This window comes from Cobetia sp. Dlab-2-AX, assembly GCF_024124625.1.
In the GTDB taxonomy this organism is placed as follows: Bacteria; Pseudomonadota; Gammaproteobacteria; order Pseudomonadales; family Halomonadaceae; genus Cobetia.
In genome coordinates, this window is sequence record NZ_JAMXRV010000001.1 from 158392 (window position 1) to 176381 (window position 17990).

16 protein-coding genes are annotated in these 17990 nt (G+C 63.5%); 6 read left to right on the forward strand and 10 right to left on the reverse strand.

What is annotated here, in order from left to right; all coding sequences use genetic code 11:
• Positions 1 to 19: 19 nt before the first annotated feature.
• Together NH396_RS00675 and NH396_RS00680 are read right to left on the reverse strand one after the other, a co-directional pair.
• Positions 20 to 2041: a TonB-dependent receptor gene (locus NH396_RS00675; RefSeq protein WP_253060919.1), complete on the reverse strand. Its 2022-nt coding sequence runs from the start codon at positions 2039 to 2041 to the stop codon at positions 20 to 22.
• The gene (locus NH396_RS00680; protein WP_253060921.1) at positions 2038 to 2328 is read right to left on the reverse strand and encodes a hypothetical protein; all 291 of its coding nucleotides are present in this window, start codon (positions 2326 to 2328) and stop codon (positions 2038 to 2040) included. The genes NH396_RS00675 and NH396_RS00680 overlap by 4 nt, the downstream gene beginning before the upstream one ends.
• A gap of 431 nt (positions 2329 to 2759) precedes the next feature.
• Here NH396_RS00680 and NH396_RS00685 point away from each other — a divergent pair, with 431 nt between their 5' ends.
• Together NH396_RS00685 and NH396_RS00690 are read left to right on the forward strand one after the other, a co-directional pair.
• Positions 2760 to 3668: a LysR family transcriptional regulator gene (locus NH396_RS00685; protein ID WP_253060922.1), complete on the forward strand. Its 909-nt coding sequence runs from the start codon at positions 2760 to 2762 to the stop codon at positions 3666 to 3668.
• Positions 3669 to 3816: 148 nt separating this feature from the next.
• Positions 3817 to 4248: a secondary thiamine-phosphate synthase enzyme YjbQ gene (locus NH396_RS00690; RefSeq protein ID WP_253060923.1), complete on the forward strand. Its 432-nt coding sequence runs from the start codon at positions 3817 to 3819 to the stop codon at positions 4246 to 4248.
• A gap of 58 nt (positions 4249 to 4306) precedes the next feature.
• On the opposite strand, the gene NH396_RS00695 is transcribed toward NH396_RS00690, so the two are convergent.
• From NH396_RS00695 to NH396_RS00705, 3 genes are all read right to left on the reverse strand, one after another.
• Positions 4307 to 4780 (reverse strand): phosphate-starvation-inducible PsiE family protein, encoded by a 474-nt coding sequence (locus tag NH396_RS00695; protein ID WP_253060924.1) that lies wholly within the window; start codon positions 4778 to 4780, stop codon positions 4307 to 4309.
• 103 nt (positions 4781 to 4883) lie between these two features.
• Complete coding sequence (gene hda, locus NH396_RS00700; protein ID WP_253060926.1) at positions 4884 to 5582, reverse strand: DnaA regulatory inactivator Hda; 699 nt, start codon at positions 5580 to 5582, stop codon at positions 4884 to 4886.
• Between the two features lie 40 nt (positions 5583 to 5622).
• A complete protein-coding gene (locus NH396_RS00705; RefSeq protein ID WP_253060928.1) occupies positions 5623 to 6732 on the reverse strand; it encodes an AI-2E family transporter in 1110 nt (369 codons plus the stop codon).
• Positions 6733 to 7042: 310 nt separating this feature from the next.
• Between NH396_RS00705 and purM the strand changes: the two genes are divergently transcribed.
• Together purM and purN are read left to right on the forward strand one after the other, a co-directional pair.
• Complete coding sequence (gene purM, locus NH396_RS00710) at positions 7043 to 8125, forward strand: phosphoribosylformylglycinamidine cyclo-ligase (protein WP_253060929.1); 1083 nt, start codon at positions 7043 to 7045, stop codon at positions 8123 to 8125.
• Positions 8122 to 8898, forward strand: coding sequence for a phosphoribosylglycinamide formyltransferase (purN, locus tag NH396_RS00715; protein ID WP_253060930.1), 777 nt, complete (start codon positions 8122 to 8124; stop codon positions 8896 to 8898). The genes purM and purN overlap by 4 nt, the downstream gene beginning before the upstream one ends.
• 138 nt (positions 8899 to 9036) lie before the next feature.
• Here the strand turns inward: purN and NH396_RS00720 are convergent, their stop codons facing one another.
• From NH396_RS00720 to NH396_RS00735, 4 genes are all read right to left on the reverse strand, one after another.
• Positions 9037 to 11028: an autotransporter domain-containing protein gene (locus tag NH396_RS00720; RefSeq protein WP_253060931.1), complete on the reverse strand. Its 1992-nt coding sequence runs from the start codon at positions 11026 to 11028 to the stop codon at positions 9037 to 9039.
• 358 nt (positions 11029 to 11386) lie between these two features.
• On the reverse strand, positions 11387 to 11953 hold the full coding sequence (gene dcd / locus NH396_RS00725) for a dCTP deaminase (protein WP_176677458.1): 567 nt from the start codon (positions 11951 to 11953) through the stop codon (positions 11387 to 11389).
• A gap of 125 nt (positions 11954 to 12078) precedes the next feature.
• Entirely contained in the window at positions 12079 to 12915 is an 837-nt protein-coding gene (apbC, locus tag NH396_RS00730) for an iron-sulfur cluster carrier protein ApbC (protein WP_366071327.1), read from the reverse strand.
• 199 nt (positions 12916 to 13114) lie between these two features.
• Positions 13115 to 13828, reverse strand: coding sequence for an RNA pseudouridine synthase (locus tag NH396_RS00735; protein WP_253060933.1), 714 nt, complete (start codon positions 13826 to 13828; stop codon positions 13115 to 13117).
• Between the two features lie 503 nt (positions 13829 to 14331).
• On the opposite strand from NH396_RS00735, the gene NH396_RS00740 reads away from it, so the two are divergent.
• Complete coding sequence (locus NH396_RS00740) at positions 14332 to 15009, forward strand: cell wall hydrolase (RefSeq protein WP_253060935.1); 678 nt, start codon at positions 14332 to 14334, stop codon at positions 15007 to 15009.
• A 139-nt stretch (positions 15010 to 15148) separates the two neighbouring features.
• On the opposite strand, the gene NH396_RS00745 is transcribed toward NH396_RS00740, so the two are convergent.
• Positions 15149 to 15622 carry a TerB family tellurite resistance protein gene (locus NH396_RS00745; protein WP_253060936.1) on the reverse strand — a complete coding sequence of 158 codons (474 nt, stop codon included), beginning with the start codon at positions 15620 to 15622 and terminating at the stop codon, positions 15149 to 15151.
• Positions 15623 to 15871: 249 nt separating this feature from the next.
• On the opposite strand from NH396_RS00745, the gene metG reads away from it, so the two are divergent.
• Entirely contained in the window at positions 15872 to 17929 is a 2058-nt protein-coding gene (gene metG / locus NH396_RS00750; protein WP_253060937.1) for a methionine--tRNA ligase, read from the forward strand.
• Positions 17930 to 17990: the final 61 nt, after the last annotated feature.

A 17990-nucleotide genomic window follows, 5' to 3' on the forward strand; every position in this document is an offset into this window, starting at 1 on the left:
TGGCGCGAAGCCCTTCTGATCAGAAGCGGTAAGCCACTGACAGACGCATGTCACGCCCCGGGCTGGTGATGGCGCCCGGCATGATGCCGCGTGCGCTGTTGGTTTCCAGGTAATAGGTGTTCTGGTCGCTATATTCCTTGTCGAACAGGTTGTAGATACCGGCCGTCAGGGTCAGATCCTGCATGTCACGCGGCACCCAGCTGGCGTAGACATCGTGCGTGGCATAACCGGCGCGCTCGCTCTGATCATCCGGCAGGTCGGTGAGGCGCTCGTAGGCGGTCACGGTCCAGCCGATCGTCATCTGCGGGTCAGCGAAGGTGTAGCGGTTGTCCAGGCTCCAGCGATCACCGGTCTGGTTGCCCAGGCCCATGTTGTCGACCACGGTCTCGCCCTGGTTGTCTTCCAGGTCCATGGTCAGGTAACCCAGCGTCATGTCCCAGCCGCCGATGCCGTAGGTGGCCCGCGCCTCGACACCCTTGCTGGTGACGATACCTTCCATGTTGGTGATAGTGGTCACACCGCCCGAACTCTCTTCGGTGATGTAGTTGTCGAAGTGGGTATCGAAGTAGGTGACTTCCAGGCCAGCGCGGTCACGCTGGGTGAGGAGGCCATTGCCCTTCCAGCGCGCGCCGACTTCCGTGCTGCGCGAGGTCTCGGCCTCAAGCCCCGGCTCAACCACCAGGCTCTCGCCGGGACCGACACCACCATCGACCAGGATGGCTTCACGGCCCTTGTTGCCGCGTACCGCAGTGGAGTAGCCGGTGAACAGCTCGACACCGCCGCCGACACGCCAGTTGAGGCTCGCGTTCGGGCTGACATCGGTGTCATCCAGCGTCTCGCCATTGGCGTATTCGGTCTTGTAGTCATCGACACGTGCGCCGAAGGACAGGTCCACCGCGCCAAGTGTCATGCGGTGCTGGGCGTAGAGCGCGAGGTTGCGCGCCTTCTCGTCGAAGCCGCCGGTGCTGGATTCGTCGTAGACGTAATCGCTACCCAGCGTCAGACGGTTGTCCATGTCCTCGGGGCCGAAACGGAAGGTGTTGTTGAGATCGCCGCCATAGCTCTCGACATCGGCGTTCAGCTCGGCGCCGGTGGAAACCGTGGTGCGTTCCAGCTCGGTCCTGGTGTGGAAGACGTTGGTGTGCACGTCCACCAGGCGCGAGCCCGGATCAAAGTCATAGTTGGCGGTATAGGTGTCACGGCTCAGGTCGGTATCGACCTTGGCATTGTTGAACTCCTGACACTCCATGTTGGGGCGCACGCAGTAGATGCCGGTGTCCTCGTTGTGCTCGGCGCTGATGCGCAGACTGTGAGCCCCCTGATCCAGCAGGCTGAACTTGCCGAAGTAACTGCGCTGATGGCCGCCGGTGCCCTCTTCTTCATCACCGCCGCCAGTGCGGTAGTCATCGCTGTTGCGTGCGCTGGTCGAGAACAGCAGACCCGCATTCGGCGCGACTTCACCGTAGACGGACAGCGTGCCCTTGACGGCATCTGCCGCGGACTCGGTGCTGCCCTTGACCATGCCGCCGAAGGTCTGACCCGGCTTGAGCAGATCCTGGGCATCCTTGGTAACGAACTTGATGCTGCCGCCCAGGGCGTTGGGGCCATTGTCGGCGGCGCCCGGTCCGGCCTGGACTTCGGCACGCTTGAGCAGTTCCGGCTCGATGTTGAAGCTGGAGCTGTGGTGGAACAAGTAGCCGTTCTGGCTGGCACCATCGACACTGATGTTGAGGTTGGTGTCTTCCAGACCACGCACGTAGATCTTCTCGGACGAGGCGGTGGTGCCGCCGACGGTGACGGACGGCGTATCACGGAACACATCCTTGAGATCATGCGCCTGATGCAGGGCGATCTCTTCACTATCGATGACCGCCGTGGCGTTGAGGCGATCGTCCTCGATCTGCAGCGTGTCCATCTGCAGCGTCTCTGCATGGGCAGTACTGGCACACAGCAGCGCAACGGCTGCCACCAGCGGACGCGGAGTGAAAGCAGTGGCGCGGGAAGCGCTGGCTGCCACGCACGGAGAGAGACGATCGGTCATGAGCTGCAGGTTCCCAAGATTAGTAATAATAATGATTCTCTTTGCGAACCGGATGATGCACGTATCTGCACATTTTCGTCATCAACATTTCCTGCAACGCCGCTCTGCAGCTTCTGCAATCCAGACGCATCATTTCTCCTCATTTCTGGCCCCCTCTCCGCTCTCGGCTGCCAGAAAATCACCAACATGCACACTTTTTCACCTGTACGGTCATCAGATTCTCTTTTTTTCACCTGTCTGCCATCCGCTACGGAACCATCAGCGGTGACCGACGTCATAGCCGTCATGCACCGAGACGACACCTCTCCCACGCAAATTTCTCGCTTCACGACAGGGTTTCGTCTTGCGGAGATCGGATTTGCGCAATGTGTGCGTCTTTGGATGCAACACTACGGGCAGAGTGATATAGTTAGCGTGCTCAGATTAAGGGCGCTTGCTGTCGCCCCGGACAGTGCCCTGTGATGGCCTCGGCCCTGAAGATATCTGCAGCAGATGCAAGACCTGTCGCCGCGCGCTGAGGTGCTCGGCTGGCAGTGGCGGTTGTTGATCGATGAGCGCGTCTTTGCCCGGGGGAAGCCCCCTGCGGCCTTAGGGGCACGGTCATCGACAGGCAATCCGTTGTGCAGCGACTGGCGCTGCAACGGGCCCGTTTGGCCCGTACAAGGTGGGTGTTTCCCTGACGGCACACCCCGACCCTCTGAACAACCGGACCTATTCGATGAGCGATATCGACGCCTATAACACCTTCCTGATGGTCGCGGACCTCGGCAGCCTGTCGCGCGCAGCAGAACGCCTGCGCCTGCCCAAGTCCACCGTCAGCCGTCGCCTCGACGCCCTTGAGGGCCGTTTCGGCACTCGCCTGGTCGAGCGTGGTCATCGTGGCATTCGCCTGTCAGAAGCCGGCGAGACCCTTTACCGTTACGCACGCTCGATGGCCAATCTCGATGATGAAGCGCACCGCGCCATCGAAGACCGCCAGTCAGACCTCACCGGTACCATCCGTATCCACGCCACGCCGTCGCTGGGTCGTCACTTCCTGGGTCACGCGCTGACCAGCTTCCTGTCGGAACACGAAGGCGTCGATATCAAGCTGAAGCTGTGGCACAACGGCCGCGAGATTCTCGAGAACCAGCCGCACCTGGTGATCGGCTTCCCGCATCTGGCCGGCAGCACCCACGTCTTCCGCCCGTTGACCCACTGGCATCAGGCGGCCTATGCGGCCTCTCACGTCGAGAACCCGGAAGAACTGCCGTGGGGCGAGCTGGAGCCGCTGGTGTCCGGCACCTCTCTCTCGCGTCACCCGGAAGACCCGCGCCCGAATCACATCCAGTCAGATGACCTCGAAGTCCTCACCGACTACGTGGCCGATGGCCTGATTCGCGCCGTGCTGCCTACCGACTGGGTCAACACGCTCAGCGAGCGCAACGGCCAGTCCTTCAAGCGTCTGGAATGCGACGAGATCCCGCCGGTCGAGATCGGCATGCTGCTGCCGCGTGGCCCGATCCCGACCCGCGTGCGCATGCTCGCCGACTGGCTCGCACGTGAAATCGGCAAGACAGAGCCGGAACGCGTCACCGCCAAGGCCGCCCGCCGCACCGTCAGCGAAGCCACCACCTCAGCCGGTTGATTCACGCTCTGCCACGCCGGCCCTCACCCTCGCGGTGAACCGATACAGCGCGGCACGCAGCAAAAAGGCCAGCCCTCAGGGGCTGGCCTTTTGCGTTCTGGCTTGTCATGTTTAGCAGGTACTGAATCAACGACAGGCAGGGCTCCTCATGTGGCAACGCGACACGCTCACCCTCTCCGCCCGCAAGCGCGGTTTTCACCTCATCAGTGACGAGGTGGAGCAGGCATTGGCCGAAATGCCACCGGTCAATATCGGCCTGCTGCATGTGCAGCTGCTGCACACCTCTGCCTCGCTGACGCTCAACGAGAACGCCGATCCCGACGTGCGCCACGACATGGACGCCTTCCTGCGCCGCTTGGTGCCCGGCGACCTGCCCTACTTCCGCCACACGTTGGAAGGCGATGACGACATGCCTGCCCACGTACTCGCCAGCCTGCTCGGCACCCAACTCACCCTGCCTGTCGAAGCCCGCCGCGGCGTCAATCGCCTCGCACTCGGCACCTGGCAAGGCATCTGGCTCGGCGAACACCGTGACCACGGCGGCAGCCGCAGGCTGTGTCTGACGCTGAGTGGAGAATGAAGAAAGGCCGCGATCAAACGCGGCCTTTTGGGTCTTCCGAAGCTACTGAAACACAGGCTCATCGCGTCGAGTCTTCGTCCCCTACCGTGCCGCCCATCGGGTCCATGGCGCGGCTGGAGGGATATTTATAGGAGGCGAAGCGCACGGCGAGTACCGAGAGGGCGAGGAAGAAGATGCCGCCGCAGAGGTAGAGCAGGCCGATATCGGGGGCCTTGTGGTGGGAGACATCGCCGATGAGGTAGCGCGTCAGCGCGGTGATGGCGATGTAGAGCAGAAAGCGGATCGGCAGGTGGTTGGTCTTGAAGTAGATACCGACCATCGCGCCGAGTTCGAGATAGATGAACAGCAGCAGGATGTCATCGACGCTGGCCGAGCCCTTGGCGAACATCTCGAAGAAGGCCGATACCGAGGCGATGGCAATCGCGCCGCCGATGGCGAACAGGCCAAGATAGTGAAAACCTTCGACCAGCAAGTTGCCGATCAAGTTGGCTTGCTTGTGCATGCGCTCCCGATGCTTGTCCAGCCTGTTCATGCCGCGTGTCCTCAGACAGAGATGATGAGAAAGAGACTGCAATATCGGTGCCGCGGTCGTGATGAAGGCAAGATTGGGCCATCAGGCCCGCGCAGGCGCTGCCCTACCAGCCGAGCGTCTGCTTGACGAAGGGAATGGTCAGTTTGCGCTGAGCGGAGAGCGAGGCGTTGTCGAGTTCGCTCATCGCCGCGAACAGGCCCGGCAGGCTACGCGGCCCGCGATGCAGGATGTAGCGGGCGACTTCGTCGGGCAGTGCAAGGCCGTGGTCACGGGCACGCAATTTGAGCGCTTCGAGGCGCTGGGCATCATCCAGCCCCGAGAGATGGAAGGTGACGCCCCAGGAGAGGCGCGAGGCGAGATCCGGCAGGATGACGGGCAGCAGACGCGGCGCGCAGCTGGCGCTGACCAGCAGATGCCGCCCGCCATCGCGCAGGCGGTTGTAGAGGTGGAACAGCGCCTCTTCCCAGCGCTGGCGACCGATCACCACATCCAGGTCATCGATGGCGACCAGGTCCATCTCATCCAGCCCTTCGAGCATGTGCGGCGGGAAGTGGCCCAGCTCATTGAGCGGCAGATAGAAGGCACGCTTGCCCAGCTCGCCCGCCAGATGACAGGCCGCCTGCAACAGGTGGCTACGCCCACTCTGCTCGCCGCCCCACAGATAGACGAAGGGCTCCCCGCCGTCGGCAAGCTGCCCCTTGAGGGCCTCCGCCAGCGAGGTCGAGGTGAAGTGGTAGTTGTCGAAGGTCGCGGCGTCACGTACCCCGACGCCGAGTGCCATCTGTCCCTGAGTCATTGCCATCCGTCATGCTGATTGTTGTTGCCGTGATCTCGTCTCTCGATCACTGGGTATCCTCTGCCGCCGGCGGTGCTGGCTGATCGGCAGCCACCGCGGGGCGAGAATCACGCTGTTGGTCATATAAAGTACTGTTTTTATAGCGATCATGCAGATAACGCAAGAGCACCATGATCACGGCCGCCACCGGCAGGGCCAATAGAATGCCGGTAAAGCCGAACAGCTGGCCGCCCGCCATCACCGCGAAGATGACCGCGACCGGATGCAGTCCGATCTTGTCGCCCAGCAGCAGCGGCTGCAACACCACGCCTTCCAGCAGCTGGCCGAGCGCGAAGACTCCGCCGACCGCCAGCAGCGCCCACCACTCGCCGAACTGGAAAAAGGCCACCGTGGCCGCGATCAGGATACCGACGATGACGCCCAGATACGGCACGATGCTGGCAAGCCCCGCCACCAGACCGATCAACAGCGCGAACTTGAGCCCGATGATCGCCAGGCCGATGGCGTAGACGATGCCCAGACTCAGCATCACCAGCAGCTGCCCGCGCAGGAAGGCGCCCAGCACCTCATCACAGTCATGCGCCAGACGCGTGGCGGTGGGCTCCATATGGCGCGGCAGCAGGCCCTGCAGCTTCTCCTTCATGCGGTCCCAGTCGAGCAGCAGATAGAAGGTGACGACGGGAATCAGCGCCAGATTGCCCAGCCAGATGGCCATCGCCAGCCCGGACTTGGAGACGGTACCCAGCAGCGCGGCGGCGAAGGTGCCGGTCTCTTTCCAGTTGCCCAGCAGCAGCGAGCGGACCTGATCGAAATCGGCACTGAAATCCAGCCCGGTGAACGCCTGGATTTCCGGCAGCACCGTCTCGCGTATCCAGTTGAAGACCACCGGCATGAAGCTGATCAGCTGTGCCAGCTGGCGCCCGAGCAGCGGCACCAGAATCAGCATGGCGATCAACAGCACCAGTGAAAGCACGCTGAACACCAGCGTGACCGCCAGATGGCGCGACAGGCCCTTGTCTTCCAGCCAGTCGGCCAGCGGATCACCCAGATAGGCGAGAATCATGCCGATGAAGAACGGCATCAGGATAGGCTCCAACAGAACCAGCAATCCCAGCAGGGCTACGCCTGCGGCCAGCAACCACCATTTACGCTGCATCTTCACTCCTTGAGACAAGCCGGGGCACTCGTGACGGCTGACTGCCGACGGCGCACGCATCACCCATTGTTGCCTGTCGCCGAGTCACCCACAAGACACGCGCCGCTCACTCGTCTGACATTGCCTCTCCCGGCGCCATCCAAGGCGCGACAGGGCCTGCCATGACTGGCGCGGCGGCCTTTTCACATTTTGATGCAGCTTTGTGAATCGGCACAGTGTCAGCTGCGAAGCGCAATGCTACAATGGCCGCCTTTCTTTTCCCGCGATCGATCGTGTCTCACCGCCCAGGCCGCACCGACAGGAACCTCACATGACGCAACGCCCCCAGGACTCCTCGCCCAGCAAGACTTCCTTGAGCTACAAGGATGCAGGTGTCGATATCGATGCAGGCAACGCCCTCGTCGAACGCATCAAGGGTGTCGCCAAGCGCACTCACCGCCCGGAAGTGATGGGTGGTCTGGGTGGCTTCGGCGCCCTGTGCGAACTGCCGGCAGGCTACCGCCAGCCCGTGCTGGTCACCGGCACCGATGGCGTGGGCACCAAGCTGCGCCTGGCCATGGACCTCAACCGTCACGACACCATCGGCATCGATCTGGTGGCCATGTGCGTCAATGACCTGGTGGTCGCCGGCGCCGAGCCGCTGCAGTTCCTCGATTACTACGCCACCGGCAAGCTCGACGTCGACATCGCCGCTGACGTCGTCACCGGTATCGGCGAAGGCTGCCTGCAGTCCGGCTGCGCGCTGGTCGGCGGTGAAACCGCTGAAATGCCGGGCATGTACGAAGGCAGCGACTACGACCTGGCCGGTTTCTGCGTCGGTGTGGTCGAGAAGTCCGAGATCCTCGACGGCAAGAAGGTCGGCGCAGGCGACGTGATTCTGGGTCTGGCCTCCTCCGGCCCGCACTCCAACGGCTACTCGCTGATCCGCAAGATTCTCGAAGTCGCCGATGCCTCCCTGCTGGAGCAGGAAATCGACGGCCAGCCGCTGGCTGACGCCCTGATGGCGCCGACGCGCATCTACGTCAAGCCGCTGCTGTCGCTGCTCAAGGAAAGCGGCCTGTCCGTGCACGCCATGTCCCACATCACCGGTGGCGGCCTGCTAGAGAACATCCCGCGCGTGCTGCCGGAAGACTGCACCGCCGAGATCGACGTCGCCAGCTGGAAGCGCCCGGCCATCTTCGACTGGCTGCAGCAGCAGGGCAACGTCGAAGAACACGAGATGCACCGCGTGCTGAACTGTGGTGTCGGCATGGTCGTGGTCGTCGCTGAGTCTGACGCCACCGCCGCACGTGCTCACCTGGAAGCCCAGGGCGAGACCGTCTTCACCCTCGGCAGCATCCGCGCCCGCAAGGGGCTGGAAGAGCAGGTCCAGCTGGAGAATCTGTCCGCATGATCGAACCGACTACCAACGCCTCCAATGGTGACACTCTCGGCGGCTTCGGCAACGGTTTCGAGGCAGACGATGCGCCGGTTCGCCCGCGCGTCGTGGTACTGATTTCCGGCAGCGGCAGCAATCTGCAGGCGCTGCTGGAAGCGCAGGAACACGACGAGCTGGGCGGCGACGTGGTCGCGGTCATCTCCAACAAGGCCGATGCCTACGGCCTGGTACGTGCGCGCGACGCCGGCGTCGATGCCGTGGTGCTGCCGCATGATGAGTACGAGAACCGCGAGCACTACGATGGCGCCCTGATCAAGGTGATCGAGCGTCATGAACCGGACCTCATCGTGCTGGCCGGTTTCATGCGCATCCTGTCGCCGATCTTCGTGCAGCGCTTCTTCGGCCGCCTGATCAACATTCATCCGTCACTGCTGCCGGCCTGGCCAGGGCTGGATACCCATCGCAAGGTACTGGAAGCCGGCGAGAAGGAACACGGCGCCAGCGTGCACTTCGTCACCGAGGAGCTCGACGGTGGTCCGGTCGCGATCCAGGCCGTCGCCAACGTGCTGGACGGCGATGATGAGGCCAGCCTGAAGGAGCGCGTGCACACGCGTGAGCACCTGATCTACCCGATCGCAGTGCGCTGGTTCCTCGAAGGCCGCCTGACGCTCGACGGCGATGTGGCCAAGCTCGACGGCCACACCCTGCCGGTGGGCGGTCTGCGCCTTTCCCACGCCGATGTGGAAGAAGAGCTCAGCGATGAGCTGCCGGAAGGCGAAGAAGACTGATCCGTTGACAGCGAACTGACGAACAGCGAACTGATGGAAAGCTGACAGAGAGCTGACAACACAAGACCCCGCGACATGCCGATGTCGCGGGGTCTTCTTGTTTCTACTGATTCACTTCTCTCTCGATGGCATTCGCTTTCAGAAGGTGTAGCTGACCCCCACCTCCCCGCGCGCCGTCACCTCATCCCAGGTCTCGATGCCGGCGCCCAGATGCAGCATGGCATTGCGGCCCAGCTGCATGCGCCAGCCACCGTCGACACGCAGGTAGTTGTCGCTGCCGCGATCGAGATCCTCGCCGTGGTAGGCATTGGTCGGCAGGCTCGCCAGTCGCACCTCAGCGCTGTCGGCGTCATCATCCAGACGCTTGCCGTAGGCCAGCTCACCGTAGAGGCCGAAGCCCTCCGCGATGGCGCGGTCGACCATGAAGCCAGCCTCGACCCGGCGATCGCGCAGCGTCTGATCCGAGACGCTCAGGGCGTTGGCGGAAGAGCCGGATTCGGTGTAGCCCTCGATGTCGGACTCGGTATGGCGATAGGCCACGAAGGGCGCGTTGTACCACAGCGAATCGGCAGCGGTGAGGCGATAATCGAGACGCGCCTCGGCGCTGAAGCCATCGCCATCGGTCTCACCGGACAGGGTGCGCGATGACTGACCCAGCGCGACATGGCGGTCAAGGTCGTAATCGAAATCGCCGTAGCTGGCCACCGCCTGGACGCCAAACCTGCCCAGCTGCTGACGCGCGAACAGGCTGAACACCTGCCCTTCCAGCTCAAGCTCACTGCCATCATCGACATCGAAGTCCGCATTGCGCTGACTGACCGCAACACCGCCCCAGGCCTGGCCGAGCGCGTTGTCCAGCGGCAACATCACGCCGACACCCGCACCGCGCTGCTCGCTGTCAAAGCCCTGCTGGCCGGTGGAAGTCTCGCCATCGCCGGTGCCGCCACTGGCCGAGCCGATGGCGAACACGCGCACGCCCTTGCCTTCGCCATCACTGGAGCGCTGCTTCTGCGCGCCGGGACGCAATTCATCGGCGAGGCTGCGCTGACTGGCATTGAGCGTCCCCGTACCCAGCTGCGGTGCCAGCCCCAGTACCGAGGGCGCGGCGAGCATCGCATAGGCGTAGTCGGCCAGAATCTCCTGACCGGCGGTGGTCGGGTGAACACCATCATTGAACAGCAGCTTGTCAGGGTCTTCCGCGGCGCCGCCCAGCCCGTAGGGCGTGACGTTGCAGCTGTCCGAGAAGCACACCTGGGTCAGCGGCACGTCGCTGGCGAAGCCGAACTCGGCCGGCGAGGCCAGCACCTCCTCGAGAATGCCGGCGGTATCCAGGCGGATGATGTTGACCTCGCCATCCAGCGCCGCCAGTCGCGCGCCCAGCGCATCATTGAAGACGCCCACCAGCGCGGAGGTCCCCGCCGCCTGCGCCGCGCCCGCCGACTGGCCGGCCGGGGTGCTGCCGACATCCGGCAGGTTGGAAACCATGATGGTGGTGGCACCCGCCGCTGCCAGCGCCTCCACCGCCGCGGCCAGATTGCCGGCAGAGGCGACCGCCGTGGCCGGTGAGGTGATTACGCCCTGCAGGAAGTCATTGCCACCGCCGTTGACGTAATAGAGGGCGTCCGGGTCGGCACTGCCGCCGGTGCTGACCAGATAGCCATCCTCGACCCTGAGCACCGTGCCGGCGCCCGGGCTGCCCGCGGGAATGACCACCTCGGAGCCATCCTCATCGGTCACCGAGGCCAGAATCTGCGCCGTGGTGTAACCGCCCACCGCGTAGTTGGTGCCGTCACTGAAGCCGGCCAGCTGATAGATCACCGAGGTGGAGGGCTCTGCCGCCAGCCCCAGTTCCGTGGCCAGCAACTGGGTCGAGACGCTGCCATAGGCCGAATTCTCGTAATCCGGACCGCTGCGGTTGGTGAAGCGCAGACTATTGAGGCCACCCAGAGTGGTATCGGGGAACTGGCCGGAGTCGCTCAGGCTGTCGCCGAAGAGATAGAGATTGGAATAAGCCTGTGCGGGAGTCGCCAGCAAGGTGGTGCTGATGGCGAGAGCGATACTCGTGAGAGTGAAACGTCGGGCCAGACCGCTGGCCGGAGGGAATACAGCGCGATGTGAACGCGATGGCATGGCGTGCCCCTTGCTTGTGGGAGGTATCCGTCCTGCAGCCACTCTGGGGGTGGCCTGCAGACAAGCATAGGCAATAAAACGAGTGATTGAATCACGTGTTTCGTTCAACTTCCGGCTAAGACTCAGCGCCTTGCGAGCATGTCACGTTCTCGCGACTGCCATCGGCATCTCCCATTCCGCCGTCGTCTCTTTCTTGTCATCGCCTCTTTCTTGCCACCGTCGCCACACGCCACAGGCAAGCACAAAAAAAGCGCCTCCCGCAGGAGGCGCTCTTGGCTTGCTTGTCTTGCCGCACTCTTGGCCTGCGGCGTGCGGGTCACTTGCGTGAACGCAATACCCAGGCGTGCAGCAAGAGGTATCAGGTACGCGGCAGTGTCACGCCACGCTGGCCCTGATACTTGCCGCCGCGATCCTTGTAGCTGGTCTCGCAGACTTCATCGGACTCGAGGAACAGCATCTGTGCCACGCCTTCGTTGGCGTAGATACGCGCCGGCAGGTTGGTGGTGTTGGAGAACTCGAGGGTGACGTGGCCTTCCCACTCCGGCTCCAGCGGCGTCACGTTGACGATGATGCCGCAACGCGCGTAGGTGGACTTGCCCAGGCAGATGGTCAGCACGTTACGCGGAATACGGAAGTACTCGATGGTACGGGCCAGCGCGAAGGAGTTGGGCGGAATCACGCAGGAGTCGCCCTTCACGTCCACGAAGCTCTTCTCGTCGAAGTGCTTGGGGTCCACCGTCGCCGAATGGATGTTGGTGAAGACCTTGAACTCATCCGAGCAGCGCACATCGTAGCCGTAGCTGGAGGTGCCGTAGGAAATCACACGGCGCTCATCGTGAAAGCGCACCTGATCGGGCTCAAAGGGGTCGATCATGTCGTGGCTTTCGGCCATGCGACGGATCCACTTGTCGGATTTGATGCTCATCGAGCGTACCTGACTGACTGATGGGGAGAGACGCGTGAGCGCCATGAAACGCGGGCCAGCATGATACCGGCCCGCTGCGTCACTGGAAACCTCGGCAAGCGCGGCTTGCGCGTGGCGTGCCGGGTTCAGCTGAAGCTGATGCTCGGGCCTTCGTCCGCGCCGGCACTTTCCAGAGACTCGGCGACCTGACGCGCGACGGCGCGGAAGCTCGCGGCCACTTCGCCGTCCGGCTCCGCGATCACGCTCGGGCGACCACCATCGGCATTCTCGCGAATGCTCAGCGTCAGCGGCAGCTGGCCCAGCAGACGAGTCTGGTACTCATCGGCAATACGCTCACCACCGCCCGCGCCGAAGACCGCTTCACTATGGCCACACTGGCTGCAGGTATGAGTGCTCATGTTCTCGACCACCCCCAGCACCGGGACCTTGACCTTGCGGAACATCTCGATGCCCTTCTGGGCGTCCAGCAGTGCGATGTCCTGCGGCGTGGTGACGATGACAGCGCCGGAGACCGGCACCTTCTGCGACAGGGTCAGCTGGATGTCACCGGTGCCCGGCGGCATGTCGATCAGCAGCACGTCAAGCTCGCCCCAGGCGGTCTGGTTGAGCAGCTGCTGGAAGGCGCCGGCGACCATCGGGCCACGCCAGACCATCGGGTCCTTCACGTCGACCAGATAGGCCATCGACATGGTCTTGATGCCATGCGCCTCGATGGGGCTGAAGACCTGCTCACCGGCCATTTCCGGACGCTGACCACTCGGCACGCCGAACATCTGCGCCTGACTCGGGCCATAGATGTCGGCGTCCAGCAGGCCGACCTTGAGCCCTTCCGCCGCCAATGCCAGCGCCAGATTGGCGGTGACGGTGGACTTGCCGACGCCTCCCTTGCCGGAAGCGACCGCGACAATGTGCTTGATACCTTCCATACCTTGAAACTCCTGTGACGGCCTGCGCGGCGCGATGAATGTGGCGCGCAGGCGTCTGAACTGTCAGCGAAAAAAGCCGTGGAACACGATGGGCACAGTATGCCTGCCACCGCGATACGGGCCAAGCCGATGAACCATGTCCTGATAGACAGTGCCCAGATAGACAATGCCCGGATGCATCAGTACCGATCAGCCATGCCCCGGGCCGTGGACGCCATGCCCTTGAGATCAGGAATCAGAAGCGCACGTCGACCGGCAGGAAGCGCCACTCGCCCGGCGCCATGCGACCCAGCAGAATCGCGCCCAGACGCAGACGACGCACCTCGATGACCTTGAGGCCCTGCCCCTCGACCGCAGCGCGGATACCCCCCATCGGCACCCGCTTCATGGCGATGCGCAAACGGGTGTCGCTCTGCCAGCTGATGCTGACCTTGGGCTTGCGGCCGCGGATGTCAGCACACAGCGCGAAGCCGATACGCTTGAGGCCTTCGTGATCCAGCGCTCCCTCCACCTCGACGACGTATTCCTGCTCCAGCTGGTCCAGATCATCACCCAGCTTGCGGATCACGCCACGGTTCTGTGACCACACGGCGAGACCGGATTCATCCTCGCCGAGCTCGGCCAGCGGCTGCTGGGACAGGAAATGCACCTTGAGCCAGTCGGCACCGCTGTTGTCGAGTGCACTGCGCGGCGCGCCGTCACGCAGGGTCAGAGGGTCCGGCAGCGGCGTGCCCGGTGGCTGGTACCACAGCAGTGTCATCGGCGCGATGGGTTCCATGCTGGCCCCCTCGTCGACCGTGACGACCTGATCCGTAACCTTGAAGAACGGTGCCTCGATGACCTCACCCGCGACACGCACCACACCTTGCGCGATGAGATGCTCGGCCTCGCGGCGCGAGATGCCCTGCTGATGGGCCAGAAACTTGGATAGACGGACGGGTTCGGTCATGGGGACTCTCGAGGCAGCGACGCAGGCAACAGGCAGAGCAGCAGCACGCAGAAGCGCAGATAGATAAAAAGAAGCGGGACGCCTGACAGGGTCATCAAGGCTGGCCCGCCATGATAACGGCATGCGCCGAGGATGGCACGGACGAGACACACCGAAGATGCTAGGCTGCGGGGCCATAAATCGGTGCTGCGCGCTTCGGCAGCTCATCTGTTCCACTACGCCTGGGCATGCGCCATCGCCACGCAACCGCGTGGTGACACTTGCGGAACCCTTTGCGCGGCAAAACGTCAGAGTTGCGTTGAAGCTCACTCTGAACCATACAGGGCCAGGGTCAGGCAAACTGATGCGCTTGCGCGTCAACTGTCGCTACCGAGGAAGCCGATGGCCAACGCTTGAGCCTCCGTCAGTGACACGCCAGCCGAAGGTGTACGATCAACCCGGCTTTACCCTGCGCGCCATCCCGCCTTGCTGCGCTTCCCAGGCAACGTTCACAGGTATCTTGCATGCGTTTATCTCCCACATCGCCCCGCCCGCTGACTCACACTCGGCGCTACGCCATCAGCAGCGCTCTCACGCTTCGTCATCTGGTACTGATCTTTGGCCTGACACTGGCCGCGGGCTGCTCCGCGCCGCACGCCTCGGACGCGCCTGCCGCACCGACCACCGCGGCCAAGGCAGCCGTCAAGGCCGAGCGGCTGGAAAGCCTGCTGGTGCAAGGCGAAAGCGATGTGCCCGAGAACCTGCTGCTCAGCAAGGCCGGCGCCAAGGCGATCGACCCCAACGGCCAGCGCCCGGTGGATGACCCCCTGACCTGCCTGGCGCGCGCCGCCTATTGGGAAGCCAAGGGCGAAGGCAGAAGCGGCATGCAGGGTATCGTCAATGTGGTGATCAACCGCGCCGCCGACCCGCGTTTCCCCGATAGCCTGTGCGGCGTGGTCAAGCAGGGTGGCGAAAGCGGCAGCTGCCAGTTCTCCTGGTGGTGTGACGGGCGCTCCGACCGCATTCGCGAACCTGCCGCCTACGCCGAGGCCCGCGACGTGGCCCGCCAGGCACTCAACCATCAGCTGGAAGACGTCACCGACGGCGCCCTCTACTTCCACGCCCGCTATGCCACGCCCTACTGGGCCAAGCGCTTCGTGCGCACCGCGCGCATCGGTCAACACCTGTTCTATCGCAACTGAGCGCGAGCCACTGCTGCTGGAAGACCGCTGCAGAGAGCCAGCCGATACTTGCTCCAGACACCCTGCGATCAGAAGCCATAAACACGACGCCCCCGCTGCCATCGGCAACGGGGGCGTCTGCATGAGAGCGGGTTGTCACTTACTTGTCCGGCCGGGCCGCCAACTTGGTGCGGATGAACTCGCTGTGGCTGACATGCAGCAGCCCGGCAAGACGGCGGATGCGATGCTCTTCCTGCGGGTCCAGCTCGCCATCGGCCCAGGCCAGCTCCCAGAGCATGCCGATCAGCTCGCTGCGCTCCTCAAGACTCATGTGCTCGTTGAGCTGCTTGACGAAGCGGTAGTGGTCCGTGGCCTGCTCGGCATCCTGCTCGGCTTGGGTCAGCAGGCTGGCAAGCTCCTCATCCCCCAGCGAGAAACGCTCGGCCAGCTGGCGCGCCAAGGCGTCGCGCTCGCGTGCATCGAGATGGTCATCGGCGCGCACCACCTCGAACATCAGCACGGCCATGGCGAGTTCCGGGCCGGGCTCCTCGTTGGGACGGGCGTTGCTGCCAGGCATCATCACCTGGCGGATGAGACGATTGATCTGACCGGCAACGGATAGTTGAGCTGACATGCTGACCTCCAGGAACGGAAAATATAGTGCCTTTGAATGCTTCATGAGGGCTGCGTCACGGGTTGCAACCTCACAGTTGCGCACGGCCGCGTTGCCGGTGACGCGACGCGCCCTTCGCGCCGCCCGCGCCTTCGCGATATAGTAGCGCCCATCCCGACGGGGCGATGCGTTCGCCCCTTATCACGAGTCATCCCGGCGAGTGGCTGCGCACTGCGCAGCAGGCGCCCTTTACCGTCAAGACGAGGCCTCATGTCAGCGCGCAAGATTCTGGTTACCAGTGCCCTGCCCTATGCCAATGGGTCGATCCACCTGGGTCACCTGCTTGAGTACATCCAGACCGACATCTGGGTACGCTTCCAGAAAAGCCGTGGCCACGAATGCCATTACGTGTGCGCCGATGACGCCCACGGCACCGCCATCATGCTGCGTGCCGAGCAGGAAGGTGTCACCGCCGAGCAGCTGATCCAGCGTGTGAGTGACGAGCACCAGGCCGACTTCGCCAAGTTCGGCGTCGGCTTCGACAACTATCACTCCACCCACTCGCCGGAGAACCGCGCCCACAGCGAGCGCATCTATCTGGCGCTGCGCGATGCCGGTCATATCGCCACGCGCGATATCGAGCAGATGTTCGATCCGGTCAAGGGTCTGTTCCTGGCCGACCGCTTCATCAAGGGCACCTGCCCGAAGTGCAAGACCGAAGACCAGTACGGTGACAACTGTGAAGCCTGCGGCGCGGCCTACACCCCGGCCGAGCTGATCGATCCGGTCTCGGCCATCTCCGGCGCCACGCCGGAAATGCGCACCTCCACCCACTATTTCTTCAAGCTGCCGAACTTCGAGAACTTCCTCAAGGAATGGACGAAGAGTGGCCGCGTGCAGAGCCAGATCTCCAACAAGCTGCAGGAATGGTTCGAGGCGGGTCTGGCCGAGTGGGACATCTCCCGCGATGCGCCCTACTTCGGCTTCGAGATTCCCGACGCGCCGGGCAAGTACTTCTATGTATGGCTGGACGCGCCGATCGGCTATCTGGCCAGTTTCCAGAACCTGTGCGAGAAGCAGGGCATCGACTTCGACAGCTACTGGAAGGCCGATTCCGACGCCGAGGTCTATCACTTCATCGGCAAGGACATCGTCTACTTCCACGCCCTGTTCTGGCCGGCGATGCTGGAAGGTGCCGGCATGCGCACCCCGACCGGCGTCAACTGCCACGGTTTCGTGACCGTCAACGGCGCCAAGATGTCCAAGTCGCGCGGCACCTTCATCAAGGCCGATACCTACGCGCAGTTCCTCAACCCGGAATACCTGCGCTACTACTTCGCCGCCAAGCTGACCTCCGGTGTCGATGATCTTGACCTCAACCTCGAGGACTTCACCGCCCGCGTGAATTCCGACCTGGTCGGCAAGGTGGTCAACATCGCCAGCCGCTGCGCCGGTTTCGTCAAGAAGTTCGGCGACGGCAAGCTGTCCACGACCTGCGCCGAGCCGGAGCTGGTCGAGCGCTTCATCGCCGCTGGCGAAGGCATCGCGGCGGACTTCGAAGCCCGTGAATTCGCGCGCGCCATGCGCAAGGTGATGGAGCTGGCCGATGAAGCCAACACCTACATCGCCGACAAGGCGCCGTGGGCGATGGCCAAGGAAGACGGCCGCGAGCAGGAAGTGCTCGACGTGTGCTCCGTGGGCATCAACCTGTTCCGCCAGCTGATGGTCTATCTGGCGCCGGTGATTCCGGAGCTAACCGACAAGGCACGCGACTTCCTGAACCTCGAGAGCCTCGACTGGGCCAGCCGTGAAAGCGTGCTGACCGATCATGCGATCAACAAGTTCAAGCCGCTGCTGACCCGTGTCGAGCCGGAGCGTATCGACAAGATGCTCGAAGCCTCGCGCGAAGTGCTGGTCGAGGAGCAGAAGATCAAGGACGGCACCGCCAAGGCGGAAGCCGAAGCCGCTGCCGCACCGAGTCCGCTCGACGCCGACCCGATCGCCGAGGAGATCGACTTCGATACCTTCATGAAGACCGACCTGCGCGTGGCGAAGATCGTCAAGGCGGAGCACGTCGAGAAGGCGGCCAAGCTGCTCAAACTGACGCTGGATATTGGCGGCGAGACGCGCACCGTATTCTCCGGCATCAAGTCCGCCTACGCGCCGGAAGCGCTGGAAGGCCGCCTGACGGTGATGGTCGCCAACCTGGCACCGCGCAAGATGCGCTTCGGGGTGTCCGAGGGCATGGTGCTGGCCGCAGGTGACGACGAAGGCATCTACCTGCTGGAGCCGCACACCGGCGCCAAGCCGGGTCAGCGCGTCACCTGATGCAGTGACGCTGCACTGAGCGAGCCTCACCAAGGACTCTTCAGCACAACGCCCCGCCAGA